This window comes from Sphingobacteriales bacterium, from assembly GCA_016719635.1.
Lineage (GTDB): Bacteria > Bacteroidota > Bacteroidia > Chitinophagales > JADIYW01 > JADJSS01.
The window spans coordinates 15,929-35,902 of the sequence record JADJYT010000002.1; the positions used below are offsets into that span (position 1 = coordinate 15,929).

Sequence of the window (19,974 nt, forward strand, 5' to 3'; positions counted from 1 at the left end):
TACAACTGCAACCAATACCGACTAATTTCAATTAATGGATTTGTGCAAGACGCATATCATTATGAAAAATACAATTTGCGATTGGAAACATGGGAACATATTGAGACCTTACTCGACAACTACAACAAGGACAGACATGAGGCACCAGATGTTGGTTTACATTCACACAATAAAACGACTTACGAAAGGGCTATCGAGCTTTGGAAAAACAACAAACGTGTTTCTATAATTGAAGCTACTGGCACAGGCAAAAGCTACATCATTTTTAAAGCAATGTCTGACTGTTACAAAAAACGAAAAATACTTATCACTCCATCTAAAGCAATCAATAATCAGTTTAAAGAAAACCCCGATTACGGCTGGTTAATTGACGACACAGTAGATTCATTTCTTTATCATAATCGTCAAAAATTTAGTGACGAGAATATAAATAGTTTAAAAGCCGACTTAATAATCCTTGACGAATTCCACAGGATTGGTGCTAAGAAGTGGGAACAGAAAATTGAAAAAATGCTCCAAATAAATCCTGACGCATTTATTTTAGGCACTTCCGCGACACCAATTCGTTTTCTTGACGGGAAACGCGACATGAGCGAAGAAATATTTTATGGAAATAAAGCGAACGAACTAACACTTCCACAAGCCATTGTAAAAAGAATTTTACCGAACCCAAAGTACATTGCTTCATTAATTTCAATTGATGAAGAGATAAACTACCTATTATCAGATTTACAAAAATCAAGATTATCAGAAGAGGAAAAAAATGCCTTAAAAAATGAACTTCTTCAAAAGGGTTTAGACTGGGAAAAAAGCAATGGAGTTCCCATTATTTTAAAAAAACATCTCGCTACAGTTCCGCATAAGAAGTTTTTAGTCTTTTGTGAAGGAATAGACCACTTAGACAAAATGGAAATCGAAGTAGAAGGATGGTTTCAAAAGGCAGGTTTTAAAAATCGTTCCAAATACAGAATTCACTCTAAGCAAAAAGTAAGCAAGAACAAGGAAATAATTAAATTGTTTCAGGACGAAAATTCCGAAAACATATCATTGTTGTTTGCCGTTGATATGCTTAATGAAGGAATTCATATTGAAAGTGTAGATGGCGTAATTCTTTTGAGACCAACTGAATCTCCAATAATTTTCTATCAGCAAATTGGAAGGTGCTTACAAGTTGGTAATGAAAACCCAATAATTTTTGACCTTGTCAATAATTTTAGCAGCATCAAAGCCAATAATTTTCTTCGTGATTTAAATGAAGCAAAAACTAAAGAACAAAATGAGCTACAAGAAGATGGTGTAATTGATAACATTCCTGAGTTTGATGTAACCGATGAGACAAAGGAAATTGTTGAATTACTTGATTCAATTGGTGAAAAACTAAACACTTGGGAAATTTGGTTTAATCTCCTAACAGAATATCTTAATCTCCATAAACATGTTAGTCCAAAACATGATGAAAAGTTCAAAGGGGATAATATTGGATATTGGGTGAGTGAACAAAGGAGAAAAAAGAAACGCTTATCACCTAAGCAAATTGAAAGATTGGATTCACTCAATTTCGATTGGGGTGAGGATAGAAAAATGGGTCCATTGGACAGGCTTGCTATAAATCGAAAGAACGTAAAAATGCTCGAAGATTATTATAATGAGCATCAAACGTGTAGTGTTCCAAAGCGAGAACCTAAAAGCGAGAATGAAAAGAAATTTTGGTCGAAAGAACTTTCTGTTTGGTTTCATCATAGCTTAAAACCGAAACTACTTACTGACTACAAAAACAATCAAGAATTTTTCACATACGAATACAACGGTCAGATAATTCCTATGTTCGAATACTTACAGTTAATAGGAATTAATGACGCATTTAAAAAAAGAATAGCTGCAATTGCAATTGAACGACTTGAAGAAGAACACAAAAAGAATCCTGCTTTTGGTGTTGTTGAATTTCATCACTTAATCAAAACAGACAGAACATTTTTCTTACAGGTCGTGAATAAATTAAGAAACTATTATCATGAAAATAAAGGTGGAAGGAGAAAACAAAACAGTAAGAAATATTTTGAACCTGGAGAAATTGAAAAATTAGAATCTCTTGGTTGGACTTGGGCATCAAGAGAAAACAGTTGGGAGGACTATTTTAATGAGCTAAATAAAATATTTCAGGAAACTGGTAAATGCGAATTTAAGCAGAGTATAAATCAGACACTTTTTCAATGGTGCAAAACACAACGGTTAAAAAAGCATTTACTATTGCCCGAACAAATTGAAAAACTAAACTCAATTAATTTTAAATGGACAGTTCAAAAGCTAAAAAGTTCGACTCAACCTAAAAATGACATGCGATTCGTAAACAACGCTAAAGAATTGCCAAAATATAAAACTGAAAATGGCGAATTTCATTTCAAAACTCGAAATACTATTTTTACTTGGATTGAAAGACTTGCACGAAATGGCACGACAGATGACAGAAAGAAAATACTGCTTGACCATGGCTGCGACATTGAAACAATTGTAATCAAACGAAGCTTTACACATGGAAAATAGAAGTATGCCAGCCGGTAACACGGGTTTGACAAAAGTGGCGGTTCAGTGCTCCGCAGACACATTTGTAGTTAATCAAAGTTTGGTTCTCCGCATCAACATTTGTGGTGAAAATCGCCACCTTCGCCAAGCCCGAAAACGTTACCTGCAATGCTAGACGACTACAAAATCAATCGAATAATTATAACTTTAATAAAAAAAAATAAATCAAGACAAAATGAACAGAATATTAGTTTTAATCACTCTATCAGACAGCGGAATTGAGACAATAAAATCAAATCCGGAGTTGCCAAAAAAGGAAATGGAATTCGTAAATCAATGGAAACAAGAAAATATTTTGGAAAGCTTTTTTATTTCAGTAGCCAAAAAAGATGCTGTTTTAATATTTCAGAATGTTGATGAAGTAAGAACAAAAGAACTTATAGAAATCTTGCCTTACTTCCCTTATATGGCAAAAATTGAATATCATAATTTGAACAAACAGTTTTAAACAAAATAGGCTCAACAGACAAACTTGCTGTGGACGACTAGTTTAATGGTAATGAACAGAAAAAAAAGCACAGCAGGTAACAGGCGTTTGGCAAAAAAGCGGGTTCAGTGCTTAAATGAAGCTTTGTGCTTCGTATCAAGTTTAGTGCTAGCAGACAGTTTAGTGCTTCGAAATCCGCTTCTTCGCCAAGCGCCAAAACGTTAGTGGCAATTTTAAGACGACAAAAAATACTTAAATGAACGAAAACATAAAACCGACAGAAAATCGAACCCTTTTTAATATTAAGGTGTCCGACATTTCACCAAATCCGTTTAATCCACGACTAATTTTCGACCCAGAAGATTTAAATGAATTAAAAATCTATAGCAAAAGTTAACATTCTAGTGCCTGTAACGGTATATAGAAATACTAAAAGTCATCCAAAAACACCATATATCCTTCTTGATGGAGAAAGACGATGGAGATGTGCTCAAGAATTGAATATGGAAACAATTCCAGCGAATATCATTGATGAGCCATCCGATGATACTCAGAACATTTTATATATGTTCAACATTCACCACTTTAGAAAGGAATGGGCACTATTTCCGACAGCACTTAAACTTGAAACTGTAATTGAAAAAATCGGAACAGATCAAGAAAGTATTTTAGCGGATTTTACTGGTGTGAGTAGATCAATGATTAGAAGGTGTAAAACACTACTATGGTATCCCAAGAAATATAGAGATGTATTAATGGAAAAGGGTGGTAAAATATCTACCGACTTTTTTATTGAGTTATTTCCTATTGCCCATAAATTAAGTAGCATTCCCGAATTTCAATATCCAGATGGAACTGAAAATTTAGTTGATAAAATGATTACTAAATTTTTAGAGCAAAAAACATTTTATGATGTTAAGGAATTTCGCGAAATCAGAAAATCATTGGGCTATTTTGAAAAAATTGGACAATTAGGAGAATTCGCAGATAAGGTCAAAGAATTTATTGAAAATAACCACAAGGGCTTGGAAGTATTCGTTACTCCTGAAATCAAGAAGACCGCACTAGGAATAATGTAATTAAATACGTTAGCTATTTAAACACCACACTAAAGGACATAAACTCAGATTTAATCAGTGATTACTCTTATGTAATTCAGCTACAGCTTTTGCAAAAAACTTTAAAAGAATTATTGGAGGAGATTGACTAATATGAAAGAGATAATAGACAAATTATATTTCCTTTGGAAAAATGGCAAAAGCTTAGAGACAAAACTTGCTGCCTATCAAGGCTACAGGCACAATTCAATTATTCATTGGAAAAATCAAACTGGACTACCTTGGTCATTAGTTTTAAAAATCCTCGACAATTTTGAAATCTATACTGCTCCTAAAATCCGATCCGCAATTCGACAAGTTGTCTATGATAATGAAAATGTTTTTCTCAAGAAAACTGTTTTATAACTGGATTTGGAAATGCGGGCAAAAGTGGCGACATAATTCTTTATGACTTTTCACATACGATAGAGGTAAATCAAAAAAAAATAAAAAAGACATGGGAATTGAATTCACTTCCTGAAGGCAGCACTATAATATTTGTGGAGGACATTATAGGGACAGGAACTCAATCAGTTGACTTTATTCAGAATAAAATAAATCAAATTATCAAACCAAGTCATATTCCTTATCTGTTTAGTTTATGTGCCACTCCTAAAGGGATAGAAAACGTGACGGAAAATACTCACTTCAAAGTTTTATCAGGCATAATGTTGACAGAAATGCATCAGCACTACTCAGAACAATCTCGATTATTTACAAATAAAGAAAAGGCGAAAATCAAAGCTGTTAATGAATTACTCAAAAGACCAGGTTCTTTTGATTTCGACCTTGGGCTTATGTTGGCTTTTTATTTTACAATACCAAATAACACTATGCCAATATTCTGGAAAGACGGTTACAATTACATTGACACTAACGGAAACAGCAGACAATGGACTGCACTTTTACCAAGACAATTTTGATAAAAACGCCACTAACACGGGTTTTGCGTCAGGCGGGGTGACGTGCAAACTTGGAGCTTTGTGCTTCTACTCAGGTGCAGTGCTGGTTGACAGTTTTTTGCTCCGAAACCCACCCGAACGCAAAGCCCCAAAACGTTAGCGGTAATGCGACCACCGACACGGAAACACAATGACAGACAACAATTGAAAATAAATTTTGGATACAACATTCCCTATTTTGGACACTTATTAAAAAAGTAGTTGTTTGACATTTGCATTATCAATTTTAAAACAAATAAAAAATGCAAAAAGTAAAATTAAACAACGGTATAGAAATGCCAATTTTAGGTTTCGGGGTTTTCCAAATCCCTGACGAAAAAGAATGTGAACAAGCGGTTCTTGATGCTATCGAAACAGGTTACAGACTAATTGACACCGCAGCTTCTTATCAAAATGAAAAAGCAGTTGGTAACGCTATCAAAAAAAGTGGAGTTGCAAGACAAGAGCTTTTTATTACAACCAAATTATGGGCGGAAGATATGGGCTACGAAAAAACAAAATTAGCTTTTCAAAAGTCTTTAAATAAACTGCAATTAGACTATTTTGATTTATATCTTATTCATCAACCTTATGGAGATGTTTTTGGTTCTTGGAAAGCAATGCAAGAGTTGTATCACGAAGGAAAAATAAAAGCTATTGGTGTTGCAAATTTTCATCCAGATAGAGTTATTGACTTGATTATTAATAGTGGGTTTACACCTGCTGTTAATCAAATTGAAACGCATCCTTTTCATCAGCAAATTGAAAGTCATCAATTTTTAATAGACAACAATGTTCAAACCCAATCTTGGGGACCTTTTGCCGAAGGAAAAAATGATATTTTCAATAACGAAACACTAAAAAATATTGCCGAAAAAAATAAAAAATCGGTAGCACAAGTTATTCTTCGTTGGCTCGTTCAAAGAAATATTATCGCCATTCCAAAATCAGTTCGCAAAGAAAGAATGGCAGAAAATTTCAATATTTTTGATTTTGAACTTTCTGAAACTGAAATGCAAACCATCTCAACGTTAGACAATAAAACAAGTTTATTTTTTGACCATAGAGACCCAAATATGGTAAAATGGATTAGCGAAAGAAAATTAAACAACTAACATTATGAACAGAAGAGATATTTTAAAAACAGCAGGATTGGCAATTGCAGGTAGTGCTTTGCTTCCTTTGAACGGTTTTGCACAAGTTGCAAAAACTGAAAATAAAGAAAATGATGTTCAACCTATTTTATCCGATAAACGAAAATTAGGAAAGTTAGAAGTTTCTGCTATTGGTTTGGGCGTACAAAATATGTGGCGAACTTATCAAACCACGATTCCGAACCGAAAAGAAATGCACAACATCATTCAAAAAGCGTATGAAAATGGTGTTACATTATTTGACACAGCTGAAGCCTATGGACCTTTTGAAAGCGAAAAAATATTGGGCGAAGCAACTTCTTCCTTCAGAGATAAAATTGTGATAGAATCTAAATATGGTTTCGATATTGATGAAAACGGAAAACGAACTGGTAAATTAAACAGCCAACCCGAACATATTAAAAAGGTTGTAGAAGCAATGTTGAAGCGACTTCGTACCGACAGAATTGATTTATTATATCAGCACAGAGTTGACCCAAATGTGCCGATTGAAGATGTAGTTGGAGCAATAAAAGATTTGATAAAAGAAGGTAAAATATTGTATTACGGACTTTCGGAAGCTGGCGAACATACCATTAGAAGAGCACACAAGGAGCATCCTGTTTCAGCCGTTCAAAACGAATATTCGCTTTTGTGGCGTGGAGCAGAAGAAAAAATCATTCCAATGTGTGAAGAATTAGGAATCGGTTTTGTTCCTTGGAGTCCGCTTGGTGTTGGGTTTTTGGCAGGTGCAATTGACGAAAACACTCGTTTTGCTCAAGGCGATTTTAGAGGTTTAACCACACGCTTTACACCCGAAAATATTGCTAAAAATATGCCTTTGGTTCAACTTGTAAAAAAGTGGAGTGAAGCAAAGGAAGTATCAATGGCTCAAATTTCGCTGGCTTGGTTGTTGGCTCAAAAACCTTGGATTGTACCAATTCCAGGCACTACACAAATGGCACATTTGATGGACAATATCGGTGGCGAAAATGTGAAATTATCTTCAACAGAATGGAAAGCGTTTAACGATGAATTAAGCACCATTCAAATTTTTGGAGAAAGATTTCCACCTTATGTACAAGCCATTTCGGGCGTGGAAGCACCTTTGAAAAAATAAAGTAAATTTGGAAATTGAATTTATAAAATGAGTAAAGAAAATAATATCAATCAAGTAAGATCGGTAAGTCAATATCACCAATTATGTGGGTTGGCAAAACCATTACATCCGTTGGTAAGTGTAGTAAATTTAGCAGAAATTGATTTTTTCAAAAGCGAAGATTTTTGGAAACATTATGCCAATAATTTATATACCATTTCCATCAAAAAAGGAATGAATTCAAAACTAATTTACGGACAAACCGAATTTGATTTTGATGATGGCGTTTTGGTTGTTACAGCACCAAAACAAGTTATCAGTATCGAAAAATTAGAAAAAATACAATTGACAGGTTACAAACTTCTGTTTCATCCCGATTTTGTGCAAGGTTATTCGTTAGCAAAGATTATTCATAATTACGGTTTTTTCTCCTATAGCAATAACAAAGCATTATTTCTATCCGACAAAGAAGAGCAAATAATTTTGAACCTATTTAAATCTATAGAGCAAGAATGTCAAAACAACACCGACCAATTTAGCCAAGATGTTTTGATTGCAAATATTGAATTGCTTTTAGTACATATCGACAGATATTACAACAGACAATTTCTTACAAGAAAAAATATCAGCAATGATACTTTATCTCAAATGGAAGAAATTTTGAACAACTATTTTGAAGCTGAACCCACACAATTACCAACCGTTCAATATGTTGCAGATAAACTTAATTTATCACCAACTTATTTAAGCGACTTACTGAAAAACTTGACTGGACTAACAGCACAACAACACATTCACGAAAAATTGATAGAAAAAGCCAAAGAATTGTTATCTACTTCAAACCTTTCAGTAAGTGAAATTGCGTATCAATTGGGCTTTGAATTTCCTCAATCGTTCAACAAATTATTCAAAAAGAAAACCGACTTAACACCATTAGAATTTAAACAATCATTTAATTAACTACAGCGGACAAAAAAGAAGCACTACCGCTAACAGCACCTACTGGTAATTTTTTGCGGGTTAGCGCTCAAATGCGTAAATTGGACTTAGCAAAAAACTTCCAGTAGCTGCAAAACGTTATAGGGCATTTTAATGACAACACAAAAAGGACAAATACGTATCGGACATTTTGAGAACTTCAAAGGTGAAGACTCCATACTTATTTCTGTGGACATCAATGGCCTATTAGAACTTGAAGACCTATTCTTGAAATTGGCTGGCGGACTTACTGAATTTGACTTTTCAAATTTGACAAGCCTTGACAATAAATTTAAATTGCAATTAAAAGCATATAATGACAAAGACAATGTTGGTCTTAGACAAACTAAGCCAACGACATATGAGTGGAAAGTAACAAAAGAAAAATGGGGAGTATTTAGAGAAAAAATTACAGGTTTGAGAATGAGTGTAGTTAGCGGACATCAATACTTAGACAGCGATTCTGTCGACAATGATGACTTACAAGTTATTATTTCATTAAATGAATACCCATTGACATTTTGGTTGAAACATAAAATAGGGTTTTGATAAGTGAAACTAACCGTCAAAGAAAAAAACGCCCTATAACAGCACCTAAAACTTATGCGGGCGACATCAAAGCATTTGCAAATTTCAAGGTCGCTCCGCGAAACATATTTTCATTTTGCAAATGCCTAGAAACATAGTATCTTTATTTTAACGTTTCGTTAGACGAGTGTTCCAAAACCGCACAAGTTCTAGCTGCAAACCGTTGGTGGCAAGCGTGTTAGACCACATCGTTACCAAGAAGATTCGACAACTAGAACTATTCTCTAAAAATACGCAGAAGATAAAAACACTGATATTTTGAGAAATAATCTCAATTTATAGTGATTATTAGGTTTTAATGCTTATTATTGCGAAATAATCTCAAAACAAAAGCAATTATGTTACTAGAATTTAGTGTCGCAAACTTCCTTTCTTTTCGTGAAAGAAAGACTTTGAACTTAGTTGCATCAAGCATAAGTGACTACAAAGAAACAAATACTATTACGTCTGAAAGGCACACACTTTTAAAAGGAGCTATAATTTATGGTGCTAATGCTAGTGGTAAATCAAACTTCATTCGTGCTATGAGCACAATGAAAAGAATAGTAATGCAATCATTTAATCAATCTTCCACAAAGCCTTTAGACGTTGCTCCATTCTTATTGAATACTGAAACTGAAAATAGCCCATCACATTTTGAAGTTCTATTTGAAATATTAAATGTCAGATACAGATATGGATTTGAAATAACAAACAAGGAAGTAGTAAGTGAATGGTTATTTGAATCAAAGAAAAATGCCGAAAAATTATTATTCGTTAGAGAAGGTGATGGAATAGAAGTGTCGCCTTCTTTTAAAGAAGCAGAAAACCTTGAAAGTAAAACAAGAAATAACGCTTTATTCTTATCAATTATAGACCAATTTAATGGAGTTACAGCTAAAAGAATAATGAATTGGTTCAATAACTTTATTACCATTTCAGGACTAACTCACGAGAACTATGAAATGGTAACATTTAAGATGCTAGAAAAAGAAAAGACGGCAAAAACTTTAGGTGATTTTTATGACACATTAGATTTAGGTTTTGACGGACTTTCAGTGAGTAAAGAGAAATTCAACCCTAAAAGAATTCCAGAAGATGCACCCGAATCTTTGGTTAAGTTATTAATCAAAGACTTCGAAGGTGCTTTTCGCTTCAAAATAAAGACATTACACAAAAAGTATAACAAGGATAACGTAAATATAGATGATGTTGAGTTTGATATGCGTAGTCAAGAATCAGCAGGAACTAACAAAGTATTTAATATATCAGGACCTATTTTTGATGTATTACACGATGGTGGCGTATTGGTAATTGACGAGCTTGATTCCAGTTTGCATCCACTAATGACGTTAGCTATAACAAGGCTCTTTAATTCAGAAAAAGATAATTCTAAAAATGCACAATTAATTTTCTCAACTCACGATACCAATTTATTTTCCTATGGAAAGTATCGAAGAGACCAAATTTATTTTGTAGAAAAAGACAAATACGGTGCATCTGATTTATATTCATTGGTTGAGTATCGAGAAGAAGATGGTAATAAGGTTCGTAAAGACCGTTCATTTGAAAGTGATTATATACAGGGCAGATATGGTGCTGTTCCTTACATTGGAGATATTTCTAAAATTGTATCGGAATGGCAAGAAAAGTAAAAATACCCAATCATATTAAGAAAAGACACGAGCGAACTGAGTCTAAACGTTTAGAAGAAACAAAATCTAAGCGTAGGTTTTTCCTGATTGTGTGTGAAGGAGAAAAAACAGAACCAAATTATTTCGAATCTCTTAAAAACGATTTGCCTAAAGGGGTATTAGATATTTATGATTTTAAAATCTTAGGTAATGGGCATAACACAGTTTCACTAGTCAATAGTGCAATGGCTTTACGAAATAAATGGCAAGCACAAACAAATAGAACAGTTGACAAATTGTGGATAGTATTTGATAAAGATAGTTTTTCAGACCAATCTTTCAATTCAGCTATTCAAACCAGCATTGCAAATAGTCCTGGTGTTGATTGTGCTTGGACAAATGAAGCTTTTGAACTTTGGTATCTATTGCATTTTCACTATTACAACACAGGTATAAGTAGAAAGCAATATCAGGATTTGATAGAAGACAATTTTAAGAAAAAAGGATTAAAAGATTACGTATACAAAAAGAATAGCACGGAAATGTATTCCTTATTGGAAACCTACGCAAGTAGAGAAAATGCTATAAAAAACGCTGTGAATCTAGAAAAACTTTATGTTGGACAACAAAACTATTCAGTTCAAAACCCTTGCACAATGGTTTATAAGCTTGTTGCTGAACTTTTTGGACTAGAAAAAATAATTGATGAAGAAAACAACAAATAAGAACGCCAGCCACCAACAGGCGTTTGGCTCAATGGCGGGTGACGTGGTTAATTGAACATTCTACCTCGCATCAACTTTTGTGGTGTATTGACAGTTTTGTGCTCCGAAATCCGCCACTGCGCCAAGCGCCAAAACGTTAGCGGTCATGCTATGGCGACAGTGCAAACTTGAAACTAAGTGACAAAAAATAGACATATATTTACATGCAATGACAACAACGATAATCATAACATTTTGCATTCTTCTGCTCATTGCTTATGTGTTTGACCTGACATCATCCAAAACAAAAATACCTTCCGTCATTCTATTGTTGCTTTTAGGATGGGCGGGCAGACAGCTGACCACATTGCTTGCTATTCATCTTCCTGACTTTTCTCCCGTTCTTCCGGTATTGGGCACCGTTGGACTTATTCTGATTGTACTGGAAGGTTCATTAGAACTTGAACTCAACAAATCCAAGTTCGGACTAATCAGAAAATCATTTTTAGGAGCTTTAATTCCAATGATCGCTTTGGCATTTCTGCTTGCATTTTCTTTCAGGCATTTCGGCCACTTCGGACTGAAAGACAGTTTGACAAATGCTATTCCGTTTTGTGTAATCAGCAGTGCCATTGCAATCCCAAGCGTCAGAAATCTTTCATCTCAAAGCAAAGAGTTTGTGATTTATGAGAGCAGCTTGTCCGATATTTTAGGCGTGCTTGTTTTTAATTTTCTTGCTCTTAATGAAACCATTGATAAATATTCATTTGCAAATTTTGCTTTGCAGCTTCTCATCATCATGGCTGTCTCCTTCGTTGCGACCATCGGACTTTCATATCTGCTAAGTAAAATTGAACACCACATCAAGTTTGTTCCGATAATTTTACTTGTAGTACTAATTTATGCAGTTTCCAAAATCTATCACCTGCCGGGACTGATATTTATCTTACTCTTTGGCTTATTCATCGGAAACCTTGATGAGTTGAAACAATTTAAGTGGATTGAAAAATTCAGACCAGACGAATTAAACAAAGAGGTTAATAAATTCAAAGAGCTGACCACCGAAGGAGCATTTTTAATAAGAGCATTATTCTTTTTACTTTTTGGCTACTTAATTGAAACAAGTGAAGTCCTGAACGCTGACACTTTTTTGTGGGCTTTAGGTATTGTATTTTTCATCTTCGCCTTTCGGACAATTCAGCTTAAACTGTCTAAACTTCCGTTACAACCTTTATTGTTTGTTGCACCCAGAGGGCTTATTACGATTTTACTTTTTCTTTCTATTGAACCGAACCATACTATTTCTCTCGTTAATAAGTCTCTAATTATTCAGGTAATCATTCTGACTGCATTAGTCATGATGTCTGGCTTAATGGCAAACAAATCCCAAAAAAAATAATTGATAATCCGCAATTATTCCTGTGCATGGCAGAAATCCTGCCTGCCGCTGCTATGCACGCGCCATTACGCACCTCCGAAACGTCAGTAATTATTTTTGCTACGCAAAAAACCCCATCCGCTTCTTCTCCTTTAACGAGTCCTTTTTCAAAGTCCTCTAACAAATGCTCTGTCCTCCTTTTCGTTTCAGAAGGAATCCACGACACAGGATTAAAAAATACCCCCATACCGGTCTTAACGTCCCGCTGAGACCTGAATCAGGGAAGCATCTCGCTTCAATGAAGATGAAGACACATAGACCGGCAATGGGCTGCCGTGGCTCCAAATGCAACAATTCTATAATTTATTATCAGTTGTTTCTTTGCAATTATGTGATAACTTTGTTTAAATTCCGAATTTATGAAACGCGACTGGTGGAAATGGGGCGACCCGAAAGAAATTAAGCATATCAACGACTACCCCAAGCTGAAAACCATGGTGGAAGAACGCTGGAAAACACATCTCCGAGAAGATTTTTTTCCGCCTAAAAAGTTTGAACTGCCGCAGCTTTCCGATAAGAAAAAGGAACAGGTTAAAGACACCTTCGCCACCATCCATCCAAAGAAGATTTCGTTCAGCGATGATGACCGCCTGTTCGTATCGCTCGGAAAAAGCTACTACGATGTCATCCGCATCTTCAACGGCGGCGGTTTCGTTTCGCCGGATGTCGTCATCACCCCCACCTCGCACGAGGAGATACAATATATACTGACTCAGGCGAATGCGAACAACGTACTGATTATGCCGTTCGGCGGCGGCACCAATGTGGTGGGCGCGCTTTCCATGGATAATCTCTCCGCGCGTCCGGAAACCAGATGCACCCTGGATTTACGGAACTATAAAAAACTGCTGAAGATAGACGACGAACACCTGACGGCTACCTTTGAATCAGGTATTTTCGGCCCGGAGCTTGAAAAGATTTTAAATAACAAAGGCTATACGCTCGGGCATTTCCCGCAGTCGTTTGAATACTCCACCCTGGGTGGCTGGATAGTGACGCGCGGAGCCGGACAGGAATCCACTTACTACGGCAAGATGGAAGACCTGGTGGAGCATATCAAAGTGGCCACTCCCGTCGGCACGCTGGAAAGCAACCCGTTCACCCACGACGCATCGGGTATCAACGTGCTGCCGTTTTTTATCGGCAGCGAAGGTACGCTGGGCGTGGTGACGGAGGTGACCGTCAAAATAAAAAAACTGCCCAAAAACTACCGATGGGTGGTGGGCCTGTTCCCCGCTTTTCAGGATGGCACCAACTACCTGAAAGCGCTGGCACAGGCGGGTGTAAAACCTTCCGTGGTTCGGCTGTCGGATGCCAATGAGACGAATCTTTTTTCCAAGATGGCTTCTTCCGAAGAACATCCGGGACTGCTGAATGACTTGAAGAAAGAGGCGCAGAAACTGTTTCTGCAATGGAAGAATCTGTCAGAGCCATGTGTATTGATCATGCGGTTTCCGCAGGCGGAAATCAGCGTTTCGTCTCAATTGATTTATGCAAAAGACCTGGTGGCTAAACATAAAGGGATGCTAGCTCCCACCACCATCGGCGACAAGTGGGCGGACAATCGGTTTAAACTGCCCTATCTTCGGGATACCCTGGTGGAGCACTCCATTTATATTGACACGATGGAAACGCTGGTTCATTGGAAAGATGTCCAGAAATTACATCAGGCACTGACGCGGGAGTTACATAAATCTCCGGCATTCCATAAAAATAAAGGCATTTTCCTGGCACATATCTCGCACATCTATCCGAATGCGGCGTGTATGTATTTCACACTCATCACACCGATGCAGAGAGGCAGGGAAATCGAGCAGTGGCAGGATATCAAGGATCTGGTGACAAATACGATTGTGCAGCATAACGGCTCCATTTCCCATCACCACAGCATAGGCCTGGATCATCAGAAATGGTATAAAAAGTATACGGATAAACTGGCGCTGGACGTTCTGAGAGCCGTCAAAAACAAGCTTGACCCGAAAGGCATCATGAATCCGGGGAAATTATATAGTTAAATAATCATGATTGACACGGCAGATAATTACACCTCCCTTAATCCCTCCATGTGGAGGGGGGATTCGGACTGTGCAAACATTAGTATTATCCGGACAAATACTACGGTCCGCCTCTCCCCTCTTACAGAGGGGATATGGGGTGTGTCATTAAACCATACCAAATGAACCGAACGTACAACATACAAAAAGCCACCACAGAATTATTCGACATCGTCGTGATTGGGGGTGGCATCACCGGAGCGGGCATCGCCCTGACAGCGGCACGCAAAGGCTGGAAGACATTGATTATCGATAAACACGACTTTGCCTATGGAACGAGTTCGCGCTCTGCCAAGATGATTCACGGCGGATTGCGCTATCTGCAGAACCTGCAGATAAAACTGGTGCGGGAAGCCCTGCACGAACGGGAGCATCTGCTGAAGGAATATCCGCACCTGGTAAAACCACAGCCATTTTTTATGCCTATCTATAAATCCAGGTTAAGCAAAATAAAGCTGGGGATAGGCCTTTCCGGTTATGACTACCTGACCGGGGAGAGCAGTATGCCGAAACATGCGGAAATAGATATGGAAGAGGTGAAAGAGCGTTTTCCGCAGTTGAAAACAGATGCCATGGTGGGCGGGTTTGTCTATTACGATGCCAAAACCAATGACGCCCGCCTCACCAATGATGTGATTCAGGAAGCCTGTGATATCGGTGCCATCGCCTTAAACTATTTTGAGCTTATCCATTTCCAGGCTGTCAGCAACAGGGTAAAATCGATTAGCTGCGAGGATAAGATTTCCGGCAAAACGTTTACCATCCAGTCAAAGGTATTTATCTCCGCTACCGGAATCTGGACGGATGAGGTGCTCAAAAAATTCGATTCTAACGATACGAAAAAATACATGATGCCCAGCAAAGGGGTTCACCTGATCGTATCCGCCGATCATTTCCCGAAGGACTGTGTGATGCTCTTTCCGACTTCAAATGGTGACGGACGCATGATATGGTGCATGCCGTGGGACGACAATCTGAGTGTGGTGGGAACGACCGATACGGATTATGCGGAAGGGAATGACGAGATTGCGATTGAAGCCGATGAGATAAAATACATATTAGACAGTGTTAATGCCCAGCTGAAAGACAAACTACCGACAAAGGAGGATATACTGAGTGTCTATGCCGGTATCAGACCCTTGCTGAACGACCGGGATGAAACTAAAAAAAGCAACCAGCGTTCGAGGGATTATCAGATATGGTGGAACAATGACAACATGCTGACCATCTCCGGTGGTAAACTGACCTCGTTTCTGTCCATGGCGGAAAACTGCATTAAAACCATAGAGGAAAAATACAAGATCCAATCCATTGAAAACGATGATATAAAGATAAGTACGCTGATTGATACCTATAAACACCGGTACGGCATAAAAAATGCGACGTTAATCGCGAACATTGCACAGGAGAATCTTGACCTCACCCGGAATTTTACAAATTACCCGTATTGCCCTGCTGAAATCATATTTTCTATCCGTCATCAGAATGCGCAGAAAATGGATGATATCCTGACCCGCCGTACCCTCATTTCTTATCAAATGAAAGATTTTGAGGAAGAATTGGTACAATCCGTTGCAAAAATCATGGCAAAAGAGCTAAATTGGTCTTCTGAACAAATTAGTGAAGAAATTAATTTGTTCAGACATTCATGGGAGCTTATGCATTCGTGGAAATAAAATGTTAGAAGGTAACAATGAACGGGCACCTTTTTAGCTTTCAACAACCAACCTATAACTCAGTACTATGAAACTTGCCTTTTTAATCAACGGAACAGCAAGGAAACTTGAGCTCCTGACCAAAAGCATTGAGTCTGTATTCAAAGAACATCATCCGAAATTATTCATCTCCGAAAAAGCAGGACACATTACACAGCTGGCGCAAACTGCAATCTCCCGTGGGTATGATACCATTGTCATTTGTGGTGGTGACGGTACGCTGAATGAAGGTATCAACGGTATCATTCAATCGTTTAAAACCGGACTCGGAGACTCTTATGATTCATTTAACTGGGAAAATATCAGCAGGATAAGGATTGGGGTGCTTCCTTCCGGAAGCGGGAATGATTTTTCCAAAACCGTTCATGTCACCAAAGAAATCAATTACCTGAAAAACTTAATCGACAAGAACCGTTCTCAGCTGATTGACATTGGCTGGGTCTCTTATTTCAAGACGGAGAAAGAGCCTGCTCACCGTTTCTTCATCAATATCACGGACGTTGGTATGGGCGGTGAAACGGTACTGAAACTGCAACGGAGCAAAATCCCGATGCTGGGTCCGGATATCAATTATTTCTGGGCGATCACATCCACGTTGGCCACGTATGAAAAAGTGCAGATACGGGCCATCGGTGATAATTTCCAATGGGAAGGCAAAGCCATCAACTTTGTCATTGCGAACGGGAAATATTTCGGCAACGGATTAGGCGTAGCGCCGGATGCATCCGTTACAGACGGGAAGTTTGACATTGTCATTATCGGTGATGTCACCATGATGGATTATTTCAAGAACCTGGGAACCGTAAAGAAATGCCGGAAAGTGGTTCATCCCGAAGTGCATTACCATCAAATGGAACGGGTAACGATAGAATCCATGGAGTCCAGAAAGATATCCATTGATATGGATGGCGAATTCATCGGCTATGCACCGATGACTCTAGTCAACCTGCACCAAAAGATTAATTTCATCTTTTAATTAAAAATAAGGCTATAAAAAAAGCTCCGTGACACACGGAGCTTTTTGATTTTATATCGGTAGTTCGATTACCATTTAGGGCAATTGAATTTATGGTGATAAGGGTTACGTTTACCGCAGCTGCCGAAACCTAATCGTTTACCGGATGGTCCTAATGTAAAGGAAAAAGTAAGTTGCAGGTGTAAAAACTGGTCATTATCCTTATGGTCCCCTCTTTGCTGACCGATACCGGCCGGCAATAAGTTTCCAGTGGTCAAATCTCTTTGTCCTTCAACAAAATTAAAATTATTATCAGGATAATGGCCGGTATTTGATCTGTTCTGTAAAATCTGTGCTTCAGGTGACAGCAAGGAAATATCCTGAGGATCAATATAGTTACCGCTGACATCATCCAGGTAGTCTGTAAATGTCTGGTGATACCATCCTTCCAAAGCAATGGAAAATTTTTCTGTAACATTATATTTAATCCCCACCAAAGCAATCAGGTCAAACTGAAAATTTCCGTATGGTTTTTTGTACCCGATAAACTGTCCTTCCGTTCCCAGCGGTTTCAGGTATACTTTTTTCCCATTCAGTTTGGTATAAGAATTAAACCAAAAGAATCCAAGCCCTCCCCCGATATAAGGTGCCCATCTGTCTTTTGAACCTCTCGCCTCATCGTGCATGTACTTTTTCAGGTTAATCTCCGCTATCGCCTGGAATTCCACCATGTGGGTGGAAAAATTCAGATTTCTTCTGGCTCTGTACCAACTGTCTGTCACATTGGGCGGCGGATTACCGTCCGTATGGTTATCATCCGCTGAAATCATCCCGTACATCAGATTAGCTCTGACAGCAAAAAACTTATTGACGTTGTATCGGTAGAATGCAGAAATAAAGAAACGGGTAGCTTCAAAATCCAAATCACGTAAAAACGGCGAACCTATCTTTTTAGCCCCTCCTAAATCTGTCAAAGCAAAACTGGGTCCTACCGAAAAACCAACATCATGCCCGCTTCCTTCCGTATCAGCAGCTTCAAGAACATGACATCCGGTTGTTATAAACAGAACTGTTAAGAGTGTATAGATGATTTTCTTCATCAGGATTGTGTTATATTAATCGATAAAGTTACCAAATTAATTTTATTTTTCCATTGATTTTCTGCCCACTTTTGAACAAATAATGCAATTTGCGGAATTATGGCCTCTTGCGGTGCAATATTCCCGTCCGTAATATATTATCTGTAAATGTAATATGTTCCATAAATGTTCCGGAAAAATTCTTTTTAAATCTTTTTCTGTTTGTTCTACATTTTTGCCGGAACTCAGATTCCATCGGTATGCCAGACGGTGGATATGCGTATCAACAGGGAAAGCGGAAAACCCGAATGCCTGACTCATCACCACACTGGCTGTCTTATGTCCCACCCCCGGCAGTTCTTCTAATTGAGTAAACGTATTCGGAACGTTTCCATTATATTTTTTAACTAAAATCTTTGACAAATCTGAAATCGCCTGGGATTTTCGCGGTGACAAACCGCAGGGACGGATAATTTCCTTAATCTTTTCTACCGGAACCTTCGCCATTTCAAACGGATCATCTGCTAATGCAAACAAATGAGGAGTAACTTTATTCACCCGTTCATCGGTGCATTGTGCAGATAACAAAACGGCTATCAGTAATGTGTATGCATCTTTATGATGCAACGGAATGGGAGGATTGGGATACAATTTATTCAGCGTACCGACAATAAATGATGCTTTTTCTTTTTTAGTCACTGTGCTAAAATAAAACGAATAATGTTACATTCGCAATTATTAATTCCACAATGATTGAGATATACACAGACGGTTCTTCCAGAGGCAATCCCGGACCGGGAGGTTATGGTGTTGTTTTATTGGCGAACGGACACCGGAAAGAACTGTCAAAAGGATATCGTCTGACAACCAACAACCGTATGGAACTGATGGCGGTGATTGCTGGACTGGAAGCATTGAAAAAAAACGACCTTAAAATCACCCTCTATTCCGATTCCAAATACGTGGTGGATGCGGTAAAACAGGGCTGGGTATTTCAGTGGGACCTGAAACCGGACTTTGCCAAGAAAAAAAACAGGGATCTGTGGAAACGCTTTCTGAAACTACATGAATATCAGCAAATAGATTTTGTGTGGGTGAAAGGTCATTCTACCAATAAAGAAAATAACCGATGTGATGAACTGGCCACAGAAGCGGCAGATGGGTTTGAGCTGGATGTTGATACCGGTTATGAAAAAGAAATGGAACAAAAGAAAGGCATGTTCTGATGAATCAATTATCTGCAATCATTTATGGCCAGTGAAATTCTAATACCCTGTATCGTGTTTGCCGGCTCCCTGATTTATGCAACTTTCGGGTTTGGCGATGCCTTGTTCGCCATGCCCTTGCTGACCATGCTCATCGGTATAAAAACAGCCACTCCCCTCATGACGCTGAACGGCTGTACACTGGCAGCCGTCTTATTTGCAAGACATTACAAAGAAATTGACTGGACTTCTGCAAAAAAACTAATTATTTCGTCCGCCTTCGGAATTCCTGTTGGTATTTATTTTCTGAAGAACGGAAATGAACAGCTTACTAAGATCATCCTGGGGGCATCATTATAGGCGTGGCT

19 protein-coding genes are annotated in these 19,974 nt (G+C 37.9%); 17 read left to right on the forward strand and 2 right to left on the reverse strand.

What is annotated here, in order from left to right:
- Positions 1 to 42: 42 nt before the first annotated feature.
- The 15 genes from IPM95_04290 (at position 43) to IPM95_04360 (ending at position 17,343) form a co-directional block, all read left to right on the forward strand.
- Positions 43 to 2,541 (forward strand): Helicase associated domain protein, encoded by a 2,499-nt coding sequence (locus IPM95_04290; GenBank protein ID MBK9328533.1) that lies wholly within the window; start codon positions 43 to 45, stop codon positions 2,539 to 2,541.
- A gap of 214 nt (positions 2,542 to 2,755) precedes the next feature.
- Positions 2,756 to 3,028, forward strand: a complete 273-nt coding sequence (locus tag IPM95_04295) for a hypothetical protein (GenBank protein MBK9328534.1) — start codon at positions 2,756 to 2,758, stop codon at positions 3,026 to 3,028.
- Between the two features lie 383 nt (positions 3,029 to 3,411).
- Complete coding sequence (locus tag IPM95_04300) at positions 3,412 to 4,086, forward strand: ParB N-terminal domain-containing protein (protein MBK9328535.1); 675 nt, start codon at positions 3,412 to 3,414, stop codon at positions 4,084 to 4,086.
- A 132-nt stretch (positions 4,087 to 4,218) separates the two neighbouring features.
- On the forward strand, positions 4,219 to 4,470 hold the full coding sequence (locus IPM95_04305; GenBank protein ID MBK9328536.1) for a hypothetical protein: 252 nt from the start codon (positions 4,219 to 4,221) through the stop codon (positions 4,468 to 4,470).
- Between the two features lie 98 nt (positions 4,471 to 4,568).
- Positions 4,569 to 5,027: a hypothetical protein gene (locus IPM95_04310; protein ID MBK9328537.1), complete on the forward strand. Its 459-nt coding sequence runs from the start codon at positions 4,569 to 4,571 to the stop codon at positions 5,025 to 5,027.
- A gap of 281 nt (positions 5,028 to 5,308) precedes the next feature.
- Complete coding sequence (locus tag IPM95_04315; protein MBK9328538.1) at positions 5,309 to 6,160, forward strand: aldo/keto reductase; 852 nt, start codon at positions 5,309 to 5,311, stop codon at positions 6,158 to 6,160.
- 4 nt (positions 6,161 to 6,164) lie between these two features.
- On the forward strand, positions 6,165 to 7,298 hold the full coding sequence (locus tag IPM95_04320; protein MBK9328539.1) for an aldo/keto reductase: 1,134 nt from the start codon (positions 6,165 to 6,167) through the stop codon (positions 7,296 to 7,298).
- A 27-nt stretch (positions 7,299 to 7,325) separates the two neighbouring features.
- Positions 7,326 to 8,237 (forward strand): helix-turn-helix transcriptional regulator, encoded by a 912-nt coding sequence (locus IPM95_04325; protein ID MBK9328540.1) that lies wholly within the window; start codon positions 7,326 to 7,328, stop codon positions 8,235 to 8,237.
- Positions 8,238 to 8,369: 132 nt separating this feature from the next.
- Positions 8,370 to 8,804, forward strand: coding sequence for a hypothetical protein (locus IPM95_04330; protein MBK9328541.1), 435 nt, complete (start codon positions 8,370 to 8,372; stop codon positions 8,802 to 8,804).
- A 377-nt stretch (positions 8,805 to 9,181) separates the two neighbouring features.
- Positions 9,182 to 10,477 (forward strand): ATP-binding protein, encoded by a 1,296-nt coding sequence (locus IPM95_04335; protein ID MBK9328542.1) that lies wholly within the window; start codon positions 9,182 to 9,184, stop codon positions 10,475 to 10,477.
- Positions 10,462 to 11,181 (forward strand): RloB domain-containing protein, encoded by a 720-nt coding sequence (locus IPM95_04340; GenBank protein ID MBK9328543.1) that lies wholly within the window; start codon positions 10,462 to 10,464, stop codon positions 11,179 to 11,181. Before IPM95_04335 ends, IPM95_04340 begins: the two co-directional genes overlap by 16 nt.
- 208 nt (positions 11,182 to 11,389) lie before the next feature.
- Positions 11,390 to 12,559, forward strand: coding sequence for a sodium:proton antiporter (locus tag IPM95_04345; protein ID MBK9328544.1), 1,170 nt, complete (start codon positions 11,390 to 11,392; stop codon positions 12,557 to 12,559).
- Positions 12,560 to 12,957: 398 nt separating this feature from the next.
- Positions 12,958 to 14,613, forward strand: coding sequence for an FAD-binding oxidoreductase (locus tag IPM95_04350; protein MBK9328545.1), 1,656 nt, complete (start codon positions 12,958 to 12,960; stop codon positions 14,611 to 14,613).
- Positions 14,614 to 14,774: 161 nt separating this feature from the next.
- Entirely contained in the window at positions 14,775 to 16,328 is a 1,554-nt protein-coding gene (locus tag IPM95_04355) for a glycerol-3-phosphate dehydrogenase/oxidase (protein MBK9328546.1), read from the forward strand.
- A 67-nt stretch (positions 16,329 to 16,395) separates the two neighbouring features.
- Complete coding sequence (locus tag IPM95_04360; GenBank protein MBK9328547.1) at positions 16,396 to 17,343, forward strand: diacylglycerol kinase family lipid kinase; 948 nt, start codon at positions 16,396 to 16,398, stop codon at positions 17,341 to 17,343.
- Positions 17,344 to 17,411: 68 nt separating this feature from the next.
- On the opposite strand, the gene IPM95_04365 is transcribed toward IPM95_04360, so the two are convergent.
- Both IPM95_04365 and nth read right to left on the reverse strand, forming a co-directional pair.
- On the reverse strand, positions 17,412 to 18,422 hold the full coding sequence (locus IPM95_04365; protein ID MBK9328548.1) for an outer membrane beta-barrel protein: 1,011 nt from the start codon (positions 18,420 to 18,422) through the stop codon (positions 17,412 to 17,414).
- 42 nt (positions 18,423 to 18,464) lie between these two features.
- Complete coding sequence (nth, locus tag IPM95_04370; protein ID MBK9328549.1) at positions 18,465 to 19,100, reverse strand: endonuclease III; 636 nt, start codon at positions 19,098 to 19,100, stop codon at positions 18,465 to 18,467.
- Positions 19,101 to 19,150: 50 nt separating this feature from the next.
- On the opposite strand from nth, the gene rnhA reads away from it, so the two are divergent.
- Both rnhA and IPM95_04380 read left to right on the forward strand, forming a co-directional pair.
- Positions 19,151 to 19,627, forward strand: coding sequence for a ribonuclease HI (gene rnhA, locus IPM95_04375; GenBank protein MBK9328550.1), 477 nt, complete (start codon positions 19,151 to 19,153; stop codon positions 19,625 to 19,627).
- A 24-nt stretch (positions 19,628 to 19,651) separates the two neighbouring features.
- Positions 19,652 to 19,966, forward strand: a complete 315-nt coding sequence (locus IPM95_04380; protein ID MBK9328551.1) for a sulfite exporter TauE/SafE family protein — start codon at positions 19,652 to 19,654, stop codon at positions 19,964 to 19,966.
- The last annotated feature ends 8 nt before the right edge of the window (positions 19,967 to 19,974 follow it).